Annotated in this window: 11 protein-coding genes and 1 tRNA gene; 2 read left to right on the top strand and 10 right to left on the bottom strand. The window is 40.9% G+C overall.

Annotated features, from left to right (window positions below):
• Positions 1–35 precede the first annotated feature (35 nt).
• Positions 36–111: transfer RNA gene (locus MS2017_RS04580), tRNA-His, on the top strand.
• Positions 112–470: 359 nt separating this feature from the next.
• Here the strand turns inward: MS2017_RS04580 and MS2017_RS04575 are convergent.
• From MS2017_RS04575 to MS2017_RS04530, 10 genes are all read right to left on the bottom strand, one after another.
• Complete coding sequence (locus MS2017_RS04575) at positions 471–2813, bottom strand: beta strand repeat-containing protein (protein ID WP_122951416.1); 2343 nt, start codon at positions 2811–2813, stop codon at positions 471–473.
• A gap of 202 nt (positions 2814–3015) precedes the next feature.
• Positions 3016–4377 (bottom strand): DNA repair protein RadA, encoded by a 1362-nt coding sequence (gene radA / locus MS2017_RS04570; protein WP_071563320.1) that lies wholly within the window; start codon positions 4375–4377, stop codon positions 3016–3018.
• Positions 4364–4828 (bottom strand): transcriptional regulator NrdR, encoded by a 465-nt coding sequence (gene nrdR, locus MS2017_RS04565; RefSeq protein ID WP_071563321.1) that lies wholly within the window; start codon positions 4826–4828, stop codon positions 4364–4366. The genes radA and nrdR overlap by 14 nt, the downstream gene beginning before the upstream one ends.
• Positions 4829–4831: 3 nt before the next feature.
• Positions 4832–6085, bottom strand: coding sequence for a serine hydroxymethyltransferase (gene glyA / locus MS2017_RS04560; RefSeq protein ID WP_122951415.1), 1254 nt, complete (start codon positions 6083–6085; stop codon positions 4832–4834).
• A 106-nt stretch (positions 6086–6191) separates the two neighbouring features.
• Positions 6192–7739, bottom strand: coding sequence for an RHS repeat-associated core domain-containing protein (locus tag MS2017_RS04555; RefSeq protein WP_122951414.1), 1548 nt, complete (start codon positions 7737–7739; stop codon positions 6192–6194).
• Positions 7740–8000: 261 nt separating this feature from the next.
• Positions 8001–9539, bottom strand: coding sequence for an RHS repeat domain-containing protein (locus MS2017_RS04550; RefSeq protein WP_122951413.1), 1539 nt, complete (start codon positions 9537–9539; stop codon positions 8001–8003).
• Between the two features lie 94 nt (positions 9540–9633).
• Positions 9634–11172 carry an RHS repeat domain-containing protein gene (locus MS2017_RS04545; protein ID WP_122951412.1) on the bottom strand — a complete coding sequence of 513 codons (1539 nt, stop codon included), beginning with the start codon at positions 11170–11172 and terminating at the stop codon, positions 9634–9636.
• 92 nt (positions 11173–11264) lie between these two features.
• Positions 11265–12791 (bottom strand): RHS repeat domain-containing protein, encoded by a 1527-nt coding sequence (locus MS2017_RS04540; protein ID WP_122951411.1) that lies wholly within the window; start codon positions 12789–12791, stop codon positions 11265–11267.
• Between the two features lie 95 nt (positions 12792–12886).
• On the bottom strand, positions 12887–14425 hold the full coding sequence (locus MS2017_RS04535; protein ID WP_122951410.1) for an RHS repeat domain-containing protein: 1539 nt from the start codon (positions 14423–14425) through the stop codon (positions 12887–12889).
• Positions 14426–14586: 161 nt separating this feature from the next.
• A complete protein-coding gene (locus MS2017_RS04530; protein WP_122951409.1) occupies positions 14587–16077 on the bottom strand; it encodes an RHS repeat domain-containing protein in 1491 nt (496 codons plus the stop codon).
• 421 nt (positions 16078–16498) lie between these two features.
• Here MS2017_RS04530 and MS2017_RS04525 point away from each other — a divergent pair, with 421 nt between their 5' ends.
• Complete coding sequence (locus tag MS2017_RS04525; RefSeq protein WP_164707606.1) at positions 16499–17569, top strand: cupin domain-containing protein; 1071 nt, start codon at positions 16499–16501, stop codon at positions 17567–17569.

The following is a 17569-nucleotide window of genomic DNA, read 5'->3' as shown; positions in this document are numbered from 1 at the left end:
CACTTTTAAATACAGATTGTGTTATGCAGTTTATGGCGGGAATAGCTCAGTTGGTAGAGCCCCGGATTGTGATTCCGGTTGTCGCGGGTTCAAGACCCGTTTCTCGCCCCACATTTATCTTAAAAAAGCTTGTAGCAATACAAGCTTTTTTTTGGCATTAAATCTTTGCATCAATACGAATGGTTAGCAAGGGCTATTTTTAAGCGAAAGCGTTACACCTATAGGTTAAATTCGCCTTAAAGAATAATATGGGTAATTGAAAATAGGTGCTAAATATACCTAAAGGTGCTTATTGGATTTTTGTGCAAAGATGGGTAGTTATCAAGTATCTACTTTCATCCACTTGACAATTTTTCTAACGACGCCCAACCGTAGGGAACGATTTGCAACCGCCCGAAAAAGGTTTAAAAAAAATCACTCATTACACCAAGTCTTGCCTTTTAGTTAGGTACAAAACAATAGAACGGTTGTCAAATCACCGTTAAACCCTGCTCTATCCACAGTTTTGCAGTAGGCGCTTTGGTATTGCCATACACATCATAAGTCTTGCCATCAGCATGCTTTGTACCTGACTTGCTGAATCCAGTTGCTTTAACTTTATCACCCGAATTACCAACAACTTTAAGCACATTGGTTACACTGGAAACATCCAGCAAATCATTCAAATTAAGTGTCAAAGTATTATTACCTGAACCTGTCAAATCAATAATCTCAATGTCTTGAATGCGGCCATTGGCTATTTGCGTAAGATCTAGGTTTAGACCAGTACCTGCTAATTTCAGCGTATCAGTATTACCACCGCCATTGACACGAGCAAGCAAAAGGCTACCAAGCACCTTACTGGAGAGTTTAGCAAGGTTATCCGCATTAACAATAATAGTATCGTTACCCTTGCCTGCATTAAAGACATCGGTGCCGCCATTACCTGTTAAAACATCATTACCTGAACCAGCAACAAACAACTCATCGGCAGAGGTACCTGTTAGCGTGTTGTCCTTAGTATCACCTTGAAAATCAACGGCATGGGCAATAACACCTTTGCCAGCACGAATATCTGCCAAATCAACGGCTTTTGTATCGGTTTTGCCAAATATTACGAAAGATTCACCTGCCAAACCTTTGCCATCAGCAGGGTTTGCCAAATAAGCGCCAACAATCAAATCATCCAAGCCATCGCCGTTAACATCGCCTGCTGAGGAGACTGAGGCGCCACTCCAATCCCCAGAATTCGCACCATTAATAACAAAGCCACCTGTACCCGTGTTAAGAGCCATGGCTGATAAATTAACAACATCGTCATCAGTCTTACCAAACACAACGAAAGATTTGCCTGTTTGGCTTCCACCATCGTAATAAGCACCAACAATCAAATCATCCAAGCCATCACCGTTGACATCGCCTGCTGAGGAGACTGAGGCGCCACTCCGATCCCCAGCTTTATCACCATTAATAACAAAGCCACCTGGGCCAGAGATTATGGGCGTTGATAAAATAACAGCGTTCCCATCAGCTGTGCCAAACACGACGAAAGCTTGACTTATTTTTTTACCATCAGGATCTGCAAAATAAGTGCCAAGAATCAAATCATCCAAGCCATCACCGTTGACATCACCTGCTGAAGAGACTGAAAAGCCACTCCGATCCCCAGCTTTATCACCATTAATAATAAAGCCTGTTTCCGTGTGAGAAGAGGCTATGGTTGATAAATTAACAGCAGTCCCATCAGCTTTGCCAAACACGACATAAGTTTTACCTGCTTGACCTGATTGACCTGCTCTATCATCGGGAGTAGCAAAATAAGCACCAATAATCAAGTCACCTAAGCCATCGCCATTGACATCACCTGCTGAGGAGACTGAAAAGCCACTCCAATCCCCAGCACTCTCACCATTCATAACAAAGCCACCTGTACCAGAGGCTACGGCTGATAAATTAACAGCAGTTCCATTAGTTTTACCAAATACTACATAAGACTTACCTGCTTTGTTTTTACCACCAGGGGCTGCTTGATAAGCACCAACAATTAAGTCACCCAAGCCATCACCATTGACATCGCCTGCTGAGGAGACTGAAAAGCCACTCCAATCCTCAGCACTCTCACCATTAATAACAAAACCACCTGTGCCTGCACCAGAGACTATGGTTGATAAATTAACAGCAGTTCCATCAGCTTTACCAAATACTACATAAGATTCACCTGCTTTGTTTTTGCCACCAGGAACCGCTTGATAAGCACCAACAATCAAGTCATCCAAGCCATCGCCATTAACATCGCCTGCTGAGGAGACTGAGTGACCACTATGACTCCCAGAATCTTCACCATTAATAACAAAGCCACCTGTGCCAAGGACTATGGCTGATAAATTAACAATGGCTCCGTTAGCCTTACCAAACACGACGAAAGATTTACCTGCTGCGCTTTTAGCAAAATAAGCGCCAACAATCAAGTCATCCAAGCCATCGCCATTAACATCGCCTGCTGAGGAAACTGAAAAGCCACTCCAATCCCCAGCATTTTCACCATTCATAATAAAGCCTTTTGCAACAGAGGTTTTCACCGATACAGCAGTCTGTTGTGTTGTGTTGCCTGCAACATCAGTGGCAATAATGGTTACTGCGTCATTAGGCGCTGTCGTTTGCATTTTTTTGTAAGTAACGATGCCAGTATTAGCAGCAACTGCAATGGATACAGTCGCAACAAAGGCTATGATTCCTTTGGCAAGAATAAGTATTTTTTCATTAAGCTGGTTGGTGATTTTTTGTGCTTTATTTTGTTGTGTTGCAGTTGATGATTTCGCTTGAGTGTCTTTCATATTTTCCTCTTTTAACTTTGTTTTTATTATTTTTACGGAATTATACCTTTGAATATTTTTCTTAAAAGACTTGAATTTAAAAAAAATGGATGATTGGCAAAATTCAATTTTTGCCCACTTGGTAATTTTCTTAAACCTTGTCAAGGCAGAGATAAGACTGGGTTTAAAAAATTACCAAGTGGGTGGTTGTGCAAAAGTCTCATCAAGTATTTTCAGACATATATTGCAAAGCCTGATAAAGGTATTCAACGGGAACAACTTTTAAGCCTTTGATAGATTTTTTAGGCGTATTCGCCTTTGGAATAATGGCAATTTTAAAGCCGTGCTTCTGCGCTTCTGCTAGGCGCTCAATGGCGTTATAAACAGGACGAACTTCACCCGTTAAGCCGACTTCGCCAAAAGCAATCCAATTATTCGGGATAACTTTATCTCTCAAGCTTGACATAATGGTCAACATTACCACCAAATCTGAGGCAGTTTCATTCACTTTAATACCACCGACCACATTCACAAACACATCTTGGTCAAAAGTAGCAATGCCGCCATGTTTGTGCAAGATGGCAAGTTGCAAGGCTAGGCGATTTTGATCCAATCCTACGCTGACACGCCTAGGATTACCATTCGCTTGGTCAACCAATGCTTGCACTTCAATCATAAGTGGTCTGGTCGCCTCACGCGTTACCATTACCATTGATCCGGGGGAGGGTTTGGCTTGATTGGACAAAAATATTGCTGACGGGTTTTCAACTTGTTGCAAGCCAGTTTCCCGCATCGCAAAAACGCTAATTTCATTGACCGCACCAAAGCGATTTTTAACCGCACGAATAATGCGATAACGCCCGCCTGCATCGCCTTCAAAATACAACACACAATCAACCATGTGTTCTAAAATTCTAGGCCCTGCCAATGCACCGCCTTTGGTCACATGTCCAATCAATAATAAAATAGTATTGGTATGCTTGGCATATTGTGTCAACTGTGCGGCACAATCTCGCACTTGGGTAACTGAACCGGGTGCAGAAGCTGAACCGTCAGTAACCATGGTTTGAATGGAATCAATAACAATAACTTTGGGCTGTAGTTCTTTGGCAAATGTGATGATTTTCTCAAGGTGGGTTTCGTTCAACAGCAAAATATCTTCTTTGATGCCCAAACGCACCGCTCTATCGCTCACTTGTTGTGCAGATTCCTCGCCACTTACATATAAAGCCGTGTTGCTTTTATTAATAACTGACATAGCCTGTAGAATCAAAGTGGATTTGCCAATTCCCGGATCGCCACCAATTAAAACAACAGAGCCATCAACCAAGCCACCGCCAAGGGTGCGGTCAAGTTCTGTGAGTCCAGTGGTGAGTCTGGGTTTGCTCTCAGATTTAATCTCAGAGAGTCTTTGTACTTTTGAAGGTGGCAAGTCTTGCAAGATAGTTGGCTTTAAGGAGGCGATTTGCGACAACACCACCTCTTCCAAGGTATTCCAAGCCTTACATTCTAAGCATTGCCCTGCCCATTGAGGATGCGCCGCACCACACGCTCTGCAAACAAACTCTAGTTTAGTTTTTGCCATTTTTTGCCATTAGTTTGTCTATCTCCAAGCGAAAGGCTTCCACATCTTGAAATTGTCGATAAACAGAGGCAAAACGAATATATGCCACTTCATCAAGCGCCTTTAATTCTTCCATCACCCATCGCCCCAACCTATTGGTTGACACCTCTCGATCAGATTGTGTCATTAATTTATGCCGAATATGCTGAATGGCTGTTTCTATTTGTGCGGTTGTTACAGGGCGTTTTTCTAGGGCTTTGAGCAAACCAAAACGCAATTTTTCTTCACTAAAAGATTCACGAGAATCGTCACTTTTAATCAACCTTGGTGGATTTAAATCAACCACTTCACGGGTTGAATAGCGTTCATTACAAGCCGTGCATTCCCGCCTTCTACGCACCTGAGAACCGTCGTCAATCAAACGCGTGTCTAGAACTTTGGTGTCATCAGATTGGCAAAATGGGCAGCGCATTTTTTAGTTGTAAACAGGGTGTTTGGCGCAAAGCGTGGCAACTTTGATTTTCACTTCATCAATCACCGCTTGATTGTCTAAGTCGTCACAAATATCACACATCCATTCCGCTAATTCGGCACAATCTACTGCGTTAAACCCTCGTGTTGTTACCGCTGGCGTACCGACGCGAATCCCACTGGTAATAAAAGGCGACTGCGGGTCATTCGGCACAGCGTTCATATTAACCGTAATATGTGCATTGCCCAAAGCCGCATCCACTGCCTTACCTGTTAGCCCTTGGTCAATAAAACTCACGAGAAACAAATGGTCATCTGTACCGCCCGATACCACATCAAACCCTCGTTTAATAAATGTGTTCGCCATCGCTTGCGCATTAACTTTAACTTGTTTTTGATACGCCTTATACTCGTCACTCATTGCCTCTTTAAAACTCACTGCCTTAGCAGCAATAATGTGCATCAATGGCCCACCTTGAATACCTGGGAAAATTGCAGAATTAAGTTTTTTCTCAATTTCTGCATTGGCTTTAGCCAAAATTAACCCCCCACGAGGGCCACGCAAAGTTTTGTGTGTCGTCGTCGTTGTCACATCAGCAATACCAACAGGTGATGGGTATTCCCCGACGGCAATCAAACCTGCAACATGTGCCATATCCACCATAAAATAAGCACCAACTGCATCGGCAATATCTCTAAATCTCTGCCAATCCACCACACGAGAATACGCCGAAAAACCAGCAATAATCATCTTTGGCTGATGCTCTTTGGCAAGTTGTTCGACTTGTTCATAATCAATTTCACCCGTTGCTTCATTTAAGCCATATTGAACCGCATTAAAATTCTTACCCGAAAAACTCGGTGCCGCACCGTGCGTTAAATGCCCACCATGCGCCAAACTCATCCCTAAAATCGTATCCCCCGGTACCAACAATGCCTGAAAAACCGCCGCATTTGCCTGCGAACCAGAATGCGGCTGTACATTCGCATAATCCGCACCAAACAACGCCTTAGCACGGTCAATCGCCAACTGCTCCACCACATCTACATGCTCACACCCACCATAATATCGTTTGTGCGGATAGCCCTCAGCATACTTATTGGTCAATTGCGACCCCTGTGCCTCCATCACGGCTGGCGAAGTATAATTTTCACTGGCAATTAATTCAATATGCGCCTCTTGACGCGCTTCTTCTTTGGCAATTGCCTCTGCAATATCGCTATCTACCTTGGCTAAAGTCTGGGATTTATCAAACATAATTCTCCTTGTTGTTGATGTAATGTCAAAAAATTTTAAAGCATTTATTTTAACGCACAAATGCCCAATTGTTGACACAAGTTTTACTTGTTGGACTCAGGTGGTGTTATAAAATAACACAGCGTTTTGTTCTTGCTGATAGGGGTCTGACTGTTAATCCTGAAGGGGGATCTAATGTGTGTAAATTTTTTGGTATTTTTGTTGCCAAATTGCCAAAGACGCTTTTCATGATAGGCTTTTGACCGATAATTAAGAAGGCATTTTCTATTGAGCCGTCTTTGCCGTAAACCCATAAGCCGTATTCTTTTCCTTGCCTAAAATCTCTATCAAGACTCGTGGGATAGGTGTCAAGATTTCTTTTGGGAATTAAAGCAATACTGGTGTCGGCTGCAAAATGCCAATAGACGGGAAAAGCATTTTCATGCATTCCAATCTCTGCTCCTATGGTGGTTAATGTGTGAAATAGCAAATGAGCGGTACCTACTAAAAAATCTGACCCTCCTGTTAAGCCTTGTTCTTTTAATTCTGCCTCATCAAGGGCAATGCCTTTCCAACTATCTGAGGCAATGGTGTAGCCTTGTCGGTATTTTGTTAGTTTGTATGCAGATTCTACTGATTCTCTTAATTCTTGGGATTTGGTTGCATCTTCCACAAACAGGTATTCTAAAAAAAGATCTAGCGCACCTTCTACCCAAGGGAGGAGTCGGTAGGCTTTTTTGTGAAAAGATGCTTCGAATATTATGTTTCTTTTTTGCATAATAGCACTATCTAAATCAAGGATTAATTGTTTTCCTTCTGGCTCATAATGATTATCTCCAACCCAAAGATTTAATTGCCGAGTTTCTAAGTATGTGTTAATTGTGAACGAAGAATCGTCCCAAGATATGGTAAAAATATGCCCCGTTGGGTCAATATATTTAAGTGGATTGTTGCCGACATAAACATACAAATTCAAGCCATTAACACTGCCTGCTGAATCTGGACTTATCCACCTTGTTAGCCAAGGGGCTAGGTATCTGGCGCCGTAATAGTATAGACCGCTACTGTCGTCTCTTTCTTTGCCTGTGTAGCGGTAGCGTTTTTGTTGGGCTTGGGTTTTGTCTTTGCCGGCGATGATAGCGGTGCCACCATAGGGGTAGTGGTGTTCGTAACTAATAACTTGGGCTTGGTCGTTGAGTTCCAAGGCATTGGTTTTCAGATGATTAGAAAGTTGGTAGTGGGTTTGGACATTGTCTTTGGTTTGTTCGGCGAGGATGTGGGTGCCAATATGTAGAGTATTGGTTTGGTTAGTTGAAATATCTAATGAAGGAAGGTAGTTTCTTTGGCTTTGTATTTGGTCATTGGTTTCAATAACGGTGCGGACTCGGTTGCCTTGGTAGTCATACACATAATATTCTGTGGTTTTATTTTGTTTGGTAAGTTTACTTAGGGTGTTGTTGTAGTGCCAATTTAGACTGCCGATATTGTCTAGGTTTGATAAATTGCCGTTGGCATCAAAGTTGTTTGGGTTGTTGTTTTCAGTGCCACGGTTGCTGTTTGGGTGCAGGGTGATGGTTTGTTGCCAAGTGTTACTTTGCGCTTGGTGTGATAGATGAGTCAGGTTGTTGCCTGTGTCGTAGGTGTAAATTTGACGATAGAGTTCTAGAGGTATCATTTAATAACTTTACTTTTATGACATTATGAGACCTTTGCATAAATATGGATGATTAGCAAAATTCAATTTTTGCCCAATTGGTAATTTTCTTAAACCTTGTCCTAGCAGAGCTAAGGCTGGGTTTAAAAAATTACCAAGTGGGTGAAAAAGTGGATTCTTGATAATTATTTATATTTATGCAAAGGTCTCATTATAAATGAGGCCTTTGCATAAAGTAAAGGGTTAGCAAAATTTTATTTTTGAAAATGGCATTAAGTGGCGTTATAAAATAACACAGCTTTTTGTTCTTTCTGGGGGGCTGGCTGTTGATGTTGAAGGGGGTTTTAATGCGTAGAAACTTCTTGGTATTTTTGTTGCCAAATTACCAAATATATTTTTTATAGTATGTTTTTTACCCAGGATTAAAGCGGCATTTTCTGTTGACCCGTCTTTGCCAAGAACCCATAAGCCGTATTCTTTTCCTGCTCCTGATTTTCTAGAAATGCTCGCAGGGAAATTGTCAAAAACTGTTTTTGGGATTAAAGCAATACTGGTATTGGGTGAAAAATTCCAATAGGCGGGAAAAGCATTTTTACTCATTCCCATGCTTTTTGCATGGCCATCTACTGCGTGAAACATCAAATGAGCAGCACCTACTAAAAAATCCGACCCTCCTGTTAGCCCTTGTCTTTTTAATTCTGCTTTGTCAGAAACAACATTGCTCCAATCATCTGAAGCAATGCTGTAGCCTTTTCGGTGTTGCGTTAGTTTATATACAGAGCTTGATGTATCTTTTAATTTTTGGGATTTGGCTGCATCACTCAATATATACCCTAAAGAAAGGTGTGGCGAATCCTTGCTCCAAGGGATAACTGTACCGGCTCTTTTGTTACATGCTTCGAATATTATGTTTCTTTTTTGCAGAATATCACTGTCCAAATTAAGCATCAATACCTTTCCTTCTAGTTCGGTATGACTTTCTCCAACCCAAATATTTAATCGTTTGGTTTCCAAGTGTTTGTTAATTATGGACGAAAAATCATCCCAAGATATGGTGAAAATATGCCCTGTTGGGTCAATATATTTAAGCGGGTTGTTGTCAACATAAACATACAAATTCAAACCATCAATACTGCCTGCTGAATCTGGACTTATCCATCTTGCTAGCCAAGGGGCTAAGTATCTGGCGCCATAATAGTATAGGCCACTGCTGTCGTCTCTTTCTTTGCCTGTGTAGCGGTAACGCTTTTGTTGGACTTGGGTTTTGTCTTTGCCAGCGATGATGGCGGTGCCGCCATAGGGATAGTAGTGTTCGTAACTAATAACTTGGGCTTGGTCGTTGAGTTCCAAGGTGTTGGTTTGCAGGTGGTTGGAGAGTTGGTAGTGGGTTTGGGTATTGTCTTTGGTTTGTTCGACGAGGATGTGGGTGCCAATATGTAGAGTGTTGGTTTGGTTGGTTGAAATATCTAGTGAAGGAAGGTAGTTTCTTTGGCTTTGTATTTGGTTATTGACCTCAATAACGGTGCGGACTCGGTTGCCTTGGTGGTCATACACATAGTATTCTGTGGTTTTATTTTGTTTGGTAAGTTTACTTAGGGTGTTGTTGTAGTGCCAATTTAGACTACCGATATTGTCTAGGTTTGATAGATTGCCGTTGGCATCAAAGTTGTTTGGGTTGTTGTTTTCAGTGCCACGGTTGCTGTTTGGGTGCAGGGTGATGGTTTGTTGCCAAGTGTTGCTTTGTGCTTGGTGTGATAGACGGGTCAGGTTGTTGCCTGTGTCGTAGGTATAAGTTTGATGATAGAGCTCTAAAGATACCATTTAAAGTTTTAATAGTTTTACATTTATGACATTATAAATGAGACCTTTGTATAAATATGGATGATTGGAAAAATTTGATTTTTTGAAAATGATATCATAAAATAACACAGCGTCTTGATCTCCCTGATAAGTTGACTGTTAAGCTTGAAGGGGCAGCTAGGAGATGTAAATCCTTTGGTATTTTTGTTGCTAAATCGCCAAAAAGGTCTTTCATCACATGTTGTTGACCCAAAACTAAAAAGGCGTTTTCTATTGAGTTATCAGCGCCTTTAACCCACAAGCCATATTCATCCGCTGTTCCGGTGTTTCTGGAATACTCCGAAAAATTCAGGTTGGTAGCTTCTTTTGGAATCAAAGCAATGCTAATATCAGGTTCAAAATGCCAGTAAACAGGATAGGAGTTTGTACAATGTCCTAGGAATATTGCAGAGTTGCTCAACCCATGATTCAGCAAATGAGAGGAACCTACTAAAAAATCTGCACCGCTTTTTAGACCCAGTTGTTTTAATATTTTTTCATCACTAGCCACATCTTTCCAGGATATTTCGCCAATCGTATAACAGGCACGATGTTCTGTTAGTTTATGCACAGAATCCCCCGCTTCTTTTAATTTTTGGGCTTGGACGCCACTAAACCTTCTATACACATCAAAATATTCAGGGCTTCCTCCTCTCCAAGGAGGAAGCCTCCTGATTCCTGGAGAGGCGTCTTCAAGCACCATATCTCTTTTATGAATAATGGCGTGATTTAAATCAAAAAACAATTGCTTTCCTTCTGGTTTCGCATGATTTTCTCCAACCCAAATATTTAATCGTTTAGTTTCCAAGTGTTTGTTAATTATGGACGAAAAATCATCCCAAGATATGGTGAAAATATGCCCTGTTGGGTCAATATATTTAAGCGGGTTGTTGTCAACATAAACATACAAATTCAAACCATTAACACTGCCTGCTGAATCTGGACTTATCCACCTTATTAGCCAAGGGGCTAAGTATCTGGCACCGTAATAATATAGTCCACTGCTGTCGTCTCTTTCTTTGCCTGTGTAGCGGTAGCGTTTTTGTTGGACTTGGGCTTTGTCTTTGCCAGCGATGATGGCGGTGCCGCCATAGGGGTAGTAGTGTTCGTAACTAATAACTTGGGCTTGGTCATTGAGTTCCAAGGTGTTGGTTTGTAGGTGGTTGGAGAGTTGGTAGTGGGTTTGGATGTTGCCTTTGGTTTGTTCGGCAAAGATGTGGGTGCCAATATGTAGGATGTTGGCTTGGTTAGTTGAAATATCTAGTGAAGGAAGGTAGTTTCTTTGGCTTTGTATTTGGTTATTGGCTTCAATAACGGTGCGGACTCGGTTGCCTTGGTGGTCATATACATGGTATTCTGTGGTTTTATTTTGTTTGGTAAATTTACTTAGGGTGTTGTTGTAGTGCCAATTTAGACTGCCGATATTGTCTAGGTTTGATAAATTGCCGTTGGCATCAAAGTTGTTTGGGTTGTTATTTTCAGTACCACGGTTGCTGTTTGGGTGCAGGGTGATGGCTTGTTGCCAAGTGTTGCTTTGTGCTTGGTGTGATAGGCGAGTCAGATTGCTACCTGTGTCGTAGGTGTAAGTTTGTTGATAAAGTTCCAAGGATATCATTCAATGCATTAATAATTTTACTTTTGTGGCATTATAAATGAGAACTTTGTATAAATGGGAGGGTTGGAAAAATTTGATTTTTGACAATGGTATCATAAAATAACACAGCGTTTTGTTCTCACTGGTAAGCTGGCTGTTGATCTTGAGGGGGGAGTTAAGAGGTGCAAATCTCTTGGTATTTTTGTTGCTAAATCGCCAAAGATGCCTTTTATGACATGCTTCTGACCAAGAATTAAAATGGAATTTTTTACTAAGCCATCCTTGTTGTGAACCCACAAGCCATATTCCTCTTTTCCCCTTAAATCTTTAGAAAGACTCATAGGAAAATTATCAAGCGTTTGTTTTGAAATTAAGGCAATGCTGGTATCGGGTTCAAAATTCCAATAAGCAGGAAAAGATTTTTCATCCATTCCAGACTGTTTTGCATAAGTGTGTAATTTGTGAAATAATAAATGAGCCGCACCTAGTAAGAAATCTGACTCTCCCGTTAGACCTTGTCTTTTTAATTCTACATAATCAAGAGCGAGATCTTTCCAATCATTTGCAGCAAAGGCGTAACTTTTTCGACGCTTTGATAGCTCGTGCACAGATCTTACCATTTCTCTTAATTTTTGAGAGTTTAATGTTGTGAATCGTAAATAAGGTGCGCCACTACTCCAAGAGGAGAGTGGCTCAGCTTTGGTGTGATCAGTTTCTTCGAATATCAGGTTTCTATCCTCCCAAAAACTGCCATTTAAATCAAGAATTATTTTACCCCCTTCTACTTCATCATGATTTTCCCCAACCCAAAGATTCAATTTTTTAGTGGACAAGTGTTTGTTAAGTATAAACACAAAATCATCCCAAGATATGGTGAAAATATGCCCTGTTGGGTCAATATATTTAAGTGGGTTGTTGCCAACATAAACATACAAATTCAAGCCATCAACACTGCCTGCTGAATCTGGGCTTATCCACCTTGTTAGCCAAGGGGCCAGGTATCTGGCGCCGTAATAGTATAGACCACTGCTGTCGTCTCTTTCTTTGCCTGTGTAGCGGTAGCGTTTTTGTTGGGCTTGGGTTTTGTCTTTGCTGGCGATGATGGCGGTGCCGCCATAGGGGTAATAGTGTTCGTAACTAATGACTTGAGCTTGGTCGTTGAGTTCCAAGGCATTGGTTTGTAGGTGGCTGGAGAGTTGGTAGCGGGTTTGAGCGCTGTCTTTGGTTTGTTCGCTGAGGATGTGGGTGCCAATATGTAGAGTGTTGGTTTGGTTGGTTGAAATATCTAGTGAAGGAAGGTAGTTTCTTTGGCTTTGTATTTGGTTATTGGTTTCAATAACGGTGCGGACTCGGTTGCCTTGATGGTCATACACATAGTATTCTGTGGTTTTATTTTGTTTGGTAAGTTTACTTAGGGTGTTGTTGTAGTGCCAATTTAGACTGCCGATATTGTCTAGGTTTGATAAATTGCCGTTGGCATCAAAGTTGTTTGGGTTGTTGTTTTCAGTGCCACGGTTGCTGTTTGGGTGCAGGGTGATGGTTTGTTGCCAAGTGTTACTTTGTGCTTGGTGTGATAGACGGGTCAGGTTGTTGCCTGTGTCGTAAGTATAAGTTTGATGATAAAGTTCTAAAGATACCATTTAATAGTTTTAATAGTTTTACATTTATGACATTATAAATGAGACCTTTGTATAAATATGGATGATTGGAAAAATTTGATTTTTTGAAAATGGTATCATAAAATAACACAGCGTCTTGATCTCCTTGATAAGTTGGCTGTTAAACTTGAAGGGGCAGCTAAGAGATGTAAATCCTTTGGTATTTTTGTTGCTAAATCGCTAAAAAGGTCTTTCATTACATGTTTTTGACCCAAAACTAAAAAGGCGTTTTCTATTGAGTTATCAGCGCCTTTAACCCACAAGCCATATTCATCTGCTGTTCTAGTCTCTCTGGGGTAATTTATCGAAGGCAGATCAACAACTTTTTTTGGAATCAAAGCAATGCTAATATCAGGTTCAAAATTCCAGTAAACAGGATAGGATTCTGCACAACACCCTAGGAGTTTTGTCAAGTCGCCTAACTCATGACCCAGCAAATGAGCGGCACCTACTAAAAAATCTGCACCGCTTTTTAGACCCTGTTGTTTTAATATTTTTTCATCACTAGCCACATTTTTCCAGGATCTTTCGCCAATCGTATAACAAGCACGATATTTTGTTAGTTTATACACAGAATCCCCCGCTTCTTTTAATTTTTGGGCTTGGACGCCACTAAGCCTCCTGTGTACATTAAAAACTCCAGGGCTTCCTTCTCTCCAAGGGGAAACCTTCTTGATTCCTGGAGAGGCGTCCTCAAATACCATATCTCTTTTATTAATAATGGCGTGATTTAAATCAAAAAACAATTGCTTTCCTTCTGGTCTTTCATGTTCTTCTCCAACCCAAATATTTAATCGTTTAGCGTCCAAGCGTATGTTGATTATAAGCGAAAAATCATCCCAAGATATGGTGAAAATATGCCCTGTTGGGTCAATATATTTAAGTGGGTTGTTGTCAACATAAACATACAAATTCAAGCCATCAACACTGCCTGCTGAATCTGGGCTTATCCACCTTGCCAACCAAGGGGCTAGGTATCTGGCGCCGTAATAGTATAGACCGTTGCTGTCGTCTCTTTCTTTGCCTGTGTAGCGGTAGCGTTTTTGTTGGACTTGGGTTTTGTCTTTGCCGGCGATGATGGCGGTGCCACCATAGGGGTAGTAGTGTTCGTAACTAATAACTTGGGCTTGGTCGTTGAGTTCCAAGGTGTTGGTTTGTAGGTGGTTGGAGAGTTGGTAGTGGGTTTGGGTATTGTCTTTGGTTTGTTCGACGAGGATGTGGGTGCCAATGTGCAGGGTGTTGACTTGGTTAGTTGAAATATCTAGCGAAGGAAGGTAGTTTCTTTGGCTTTGTATTTGGTCATTGGTTTCAATAACGGTTCGGACTCGATTGCCTTGGTGGTCATACACATAGTATTCTGTGGTTTTATTTTGTTTGGTAAGTTTACTTAGGGTGTTGTTGTAGTGCCAATTTAGACTACCGATATTGTCTAGGTTTGATAAATTGCCGTTGGCATCAAAGTTGTTTGGGTTGTTGTTTTCAGTGCCACGGTTGCTGTTTGGGTGCAGGGTGACGGTTTGTTGCCAAGTGTTGCTTTGTGCTTGGTGTGATAGATGGGTCAGGTTGTTGCCTATGTCGTAGGTGTAAGTTTGATGATAGCGTTCTAAAGATGTCATTTAATACATTGATAATTTACTTTTATGGCATTATAAATGAGACCTTTGTATAGAAATAAAAAGAATGGACAAAATTTAATTTTTGTGTGTTTAAGGGGTGTAAATATTACTTGCGCTTAATGATGGACTTTAAGGACTCATTAGATAGATTGACATGCCTTTTATTCGGAGGGGCTTAAGGTGTTTAAATTTTCCGGGATTTTTTTTGCCAAATTACCAAAGATATTTTTCATAACATGCTTTTGACCAAGAACCAAAAAGGCGCCTTCTACTGAACCATCGATACCTTTAACCCACAAACCATATTCATCTGCTGTTCTGGTGTTTCTGGAACGATCCTCAGAATCCAGGTCGATAACTTCTTTTGGAATTAAAGCAATGCTAATATCAGGTTCAAAATGCCAGTAAACAGGATGGGACTTTGTACAATATCCTTGGGATTTTGCAAAGTCGTCTAACCCATGATCCAGCAAATGAGCGGCACCTACTAAAAAATCTGCACCACTTTTTAGACCCCCTTGTTTCAATATTTTTTCATCACTAGCCACATCTTTCCAATCTCTTTCGCCAATCGTATAACAAGCACGATGTTCTGTTAGTCTATACACAGAATCCCACACTTTTTTTAATTTTTGGGTTTGGATGTCACTAAGCCCAATGTGCTCTTCAAAAACCCCAGGGACTCCTTCTCTCCAAGAGGGAACCTTCTTGATTCCTGGAGAGGTGTCTTCAAATACCATATCTCTTTCATGAATAATGGCGTGATTTAAATCAAAAAACAATTGCTTTCCTTTGAGTTCTTCATGATTTTCTCCAACCCAAAGATTTAACAAGTTAGTCTGCATATGTGTGTTAATCACTGGGATAAAATGATCCCAAGATATGGTGAAAATATGCCCTGTTGGGTCAATATATTTAAGTGGGTTGTTGCCAACATAAACATACAAATTCAAGCCATCAACACTGCCTGCTGAATCTGGACTTATCCACCTTGCCAACCAAGGGGCTAGGTATCTGGCGCCATAATAGTATAGACCACTGCTGTCGTCTCTTTCTTTGCCTGTGTAGCGGTAGCGTTTTTGTTGGACTTGGGTTTTGTCTTTGCCAGCGATGATGGCGGTGCCGCCATAGGGGTAGCAATGTTCGTAACTGATGATTTGGGCTTGGTCGTTAAGTTCTAAAGTATTGGTTTGTAGGTGGTTAGAGAGTTGGTAGCGGGTTTGTGTGCTGTCTTTGGTTTGCTCGCTGAGGATGTGGGTGCCGATATGCAGGGTATTGGTTTGGTTGGTTGAAATATCTAGTGAAGGAAGGTAGTTTCTTTGGCTTTGTATTTGGTTATTGGCTTCAATAACGGTGCGGACTCGGTTGCCTTGATGGTCATACACATAGTATTCTGTGGTTTTATTTTGTTTGGTAAGTTTACTTAGGGTGTTGTTGTAGTGCCAATTTAGATTGCCGATATTGTCTAGGTTTGATAAATTGCCGTTGGCATCAAAGTTGTTTGGGTTGTTGTTTTCAGTGCCACGGTTGCTGTTTGGGTGCAGGGTGACGGTTTGTTGCCAAGTGTTGCTTTGTGCTTGGTGTGATAGATGGGTCAGGTTGTTGCCTGTGTCGTAGGTATAGGCTTGATGGTAAGACTCCAAGGATGTCATTTAATATGTTAACCATGTTGTAATCTACAATATTATAAAGCAGGAATTTTGTATAAATAAAAAATTGGAAAATTCAATTTTTTCCTTCCTAGAGAGTTGCCATGTAATACTTTCTTTAAATCCTATTTTAAAAAAAATTACTATTGTAATGTTTGTGGGTTTTTATTGGGTTTATTGGTTTTTTTACTTAAAATGAGACCTTTGCATAAATATAAACAATCATCAAGAATCTGCCTTTCACCCACTTGGTAATTTTTTAAACCCAGCCTTATCCCTGTTAGGACAAGGTTTAAGAAATTACCAAGTGGGCAAAAATTGAATTTTTCTAATCATTCATATTTATGCAAAGGCCTCAATATGTCTGTGTTAAAATCTGCTTTTTTTTGCTTATTGCTAAATGATACATTTTGGAAAAATATCTTTGGAGCAATTCTTACAAGTGTATTGGCAGAAGAAGCCGTTGCTGATTAAGCAGGCTGTACCTGATTTTATTTCACCAATTGTGCCTGATGAATTGGCTGGATTAGCGCTTGAAGATGTGTTTGAATCTCGATTGATTACGGGTCGTGTGGGGGCGTCGTGGTCGTTGCGTAATGGGGTTTTTACGGAGCAGGATTTTTTGGATATGCCAGCGCAAGATTGGACGCTATTGGTTCAAGGGGTGGATAGGTATGTTGATGAAGTGGGTGATTTGGTGTCGAAATTTGATTTTATTCCTCGGTGGCGTTTTGATGATGTGATGATTTCTTATGCTGCCACGGGTGGAAGTGTGGGGCCACATTTTGATTATTACGATGTATTTTTATTACAAGGAACGGGGAAGAGGCGTTGGCATTTGAGTACAAAAAATTGTGAAATGGAAAATTATTTAGAGGATGTGCCGTTGAGGATTATGGATAAATTTGAAGCGGAGCAAGTGTTTGTTGTTGAGCCGGGGGATGTGCTTTATGTGCCACCAAAAGTCGCACATCATGGGGTGAGTTTGGATGAGGAATGCACAACACTGTCTTTTGGGTATCGGGCTTATGGAGCGCAGGAGTTGTATGAGTTTATGGATAAGCCCTGTCCTGATGGGATGAAAGGTACTTATTATCAGGATCCGCAGTGGTGTGATATTGGACAACCTGCATTAATTTCTGATAGCGCCGTTCAACAGGCGCAAATTTTGCTGGATATTAGCGGTGTGCAGTTTGCTCAATTTGTCACAAAGTTGGATGTGATGGATGTGCAGACTTTGCAATTGTTTGAGTATGAAAATCAAGATGAAGGCTTTGATGTGTGTGGTCGTTACCAGCTTTATTCTGTGTGTAAGATTGCTTATTTGCGAGAAAACAATATTGTTCGGGTGTTTGCGAATGGGGAAGAAGTTGAGTTTAAGGGGATTGATGCGGGAGATTTGGTGGATTTTTGCAACAAACGGCGTGTTGAATCATTACATTGCCTAGAACTTGCCAAACAACTGTTTGAGCAAAATCTAATCTTTTTAATATAG

This window comes from Bathymodiolus thermophilus thioautotrophic gill symbiont (assembly GCF_003711265.1).
Taxonomy (GTDB): Bacteria; Pseudomonadota; Gammaproteobacteria; order PS1; family Pseudothioglobaceae; genus Thiodubiliella.
Note: the sequence above shows the minus strand (reverse complement) of the source record. Positions and strands in the feature narration are given on the sequence as shown.

Coding starts and splice junctions, on each gene's coding strand:
- MS2017_RS04575 (WP_122951416.1), bottom strand. CDS start 2,813: ATGAAAGACACTCAAGCGAAATCATCAACTGCAACACAACAAAATAAA.
- radA (WP_071563320.1), bottom strand. CDS start 4,377: ATGGCAAAAACTAAACTAGAGTTTGTTTGCAGAGCGTGTGGTGCGGCG.
- nrdR (WP_071563321.1), bottom strand. CDS start 4,828: ATGCGCTGCCCATTTTGCCAATCTGATGACACCAAAGTTCTAGACACG.
- glyA (WP_122951415.1), bottom strand. CDS start 6,085: ATGTTTGATAAATCCCAGACTTTAGCCAAGGTAGATAGCGATATTGCA.
- MS2017_RS04555 (WP_122951414.1), bottom strand. CDS start 7,739: ATGATACCTCTAGAACTCTATCGTCAAATTTACACCTACGACACAGGC.
- MS2017_RS04550 (WP_122951413.1), bottom strand. CDS start 9,539: ATGGTATCTTTAGAGCTCTATCATCAAACTTATACCTACGACACAGGC.
- MS2017_RS04545 (WP_122951412.1), bottom strand. CDS start 11,172: ATGATATCCTTGGAACTTTATCAACAAACTTACACCTACGACACAGGT.
- MS2017_RS04540 (WP_122951411.1), bottom strand. CDS start 12,791: ATGGTATCTTTAGAACTTTATCATCAAACTTATACTTACGACACAGGC.
- MS2017_RS04535 (WP_122951410.1), bottom strand. CDS start 14,425: ATGACATCTTTAGAACGCTATCATCAAACTTACACCTACGACATAGGC.
- MS2017_RS04530 (WP_122951409.1), bottom strand. CDS start 16,077: ATGACATCCTTGGAGTCTTACCATCAAGCCTATACCTACGACACAGGC.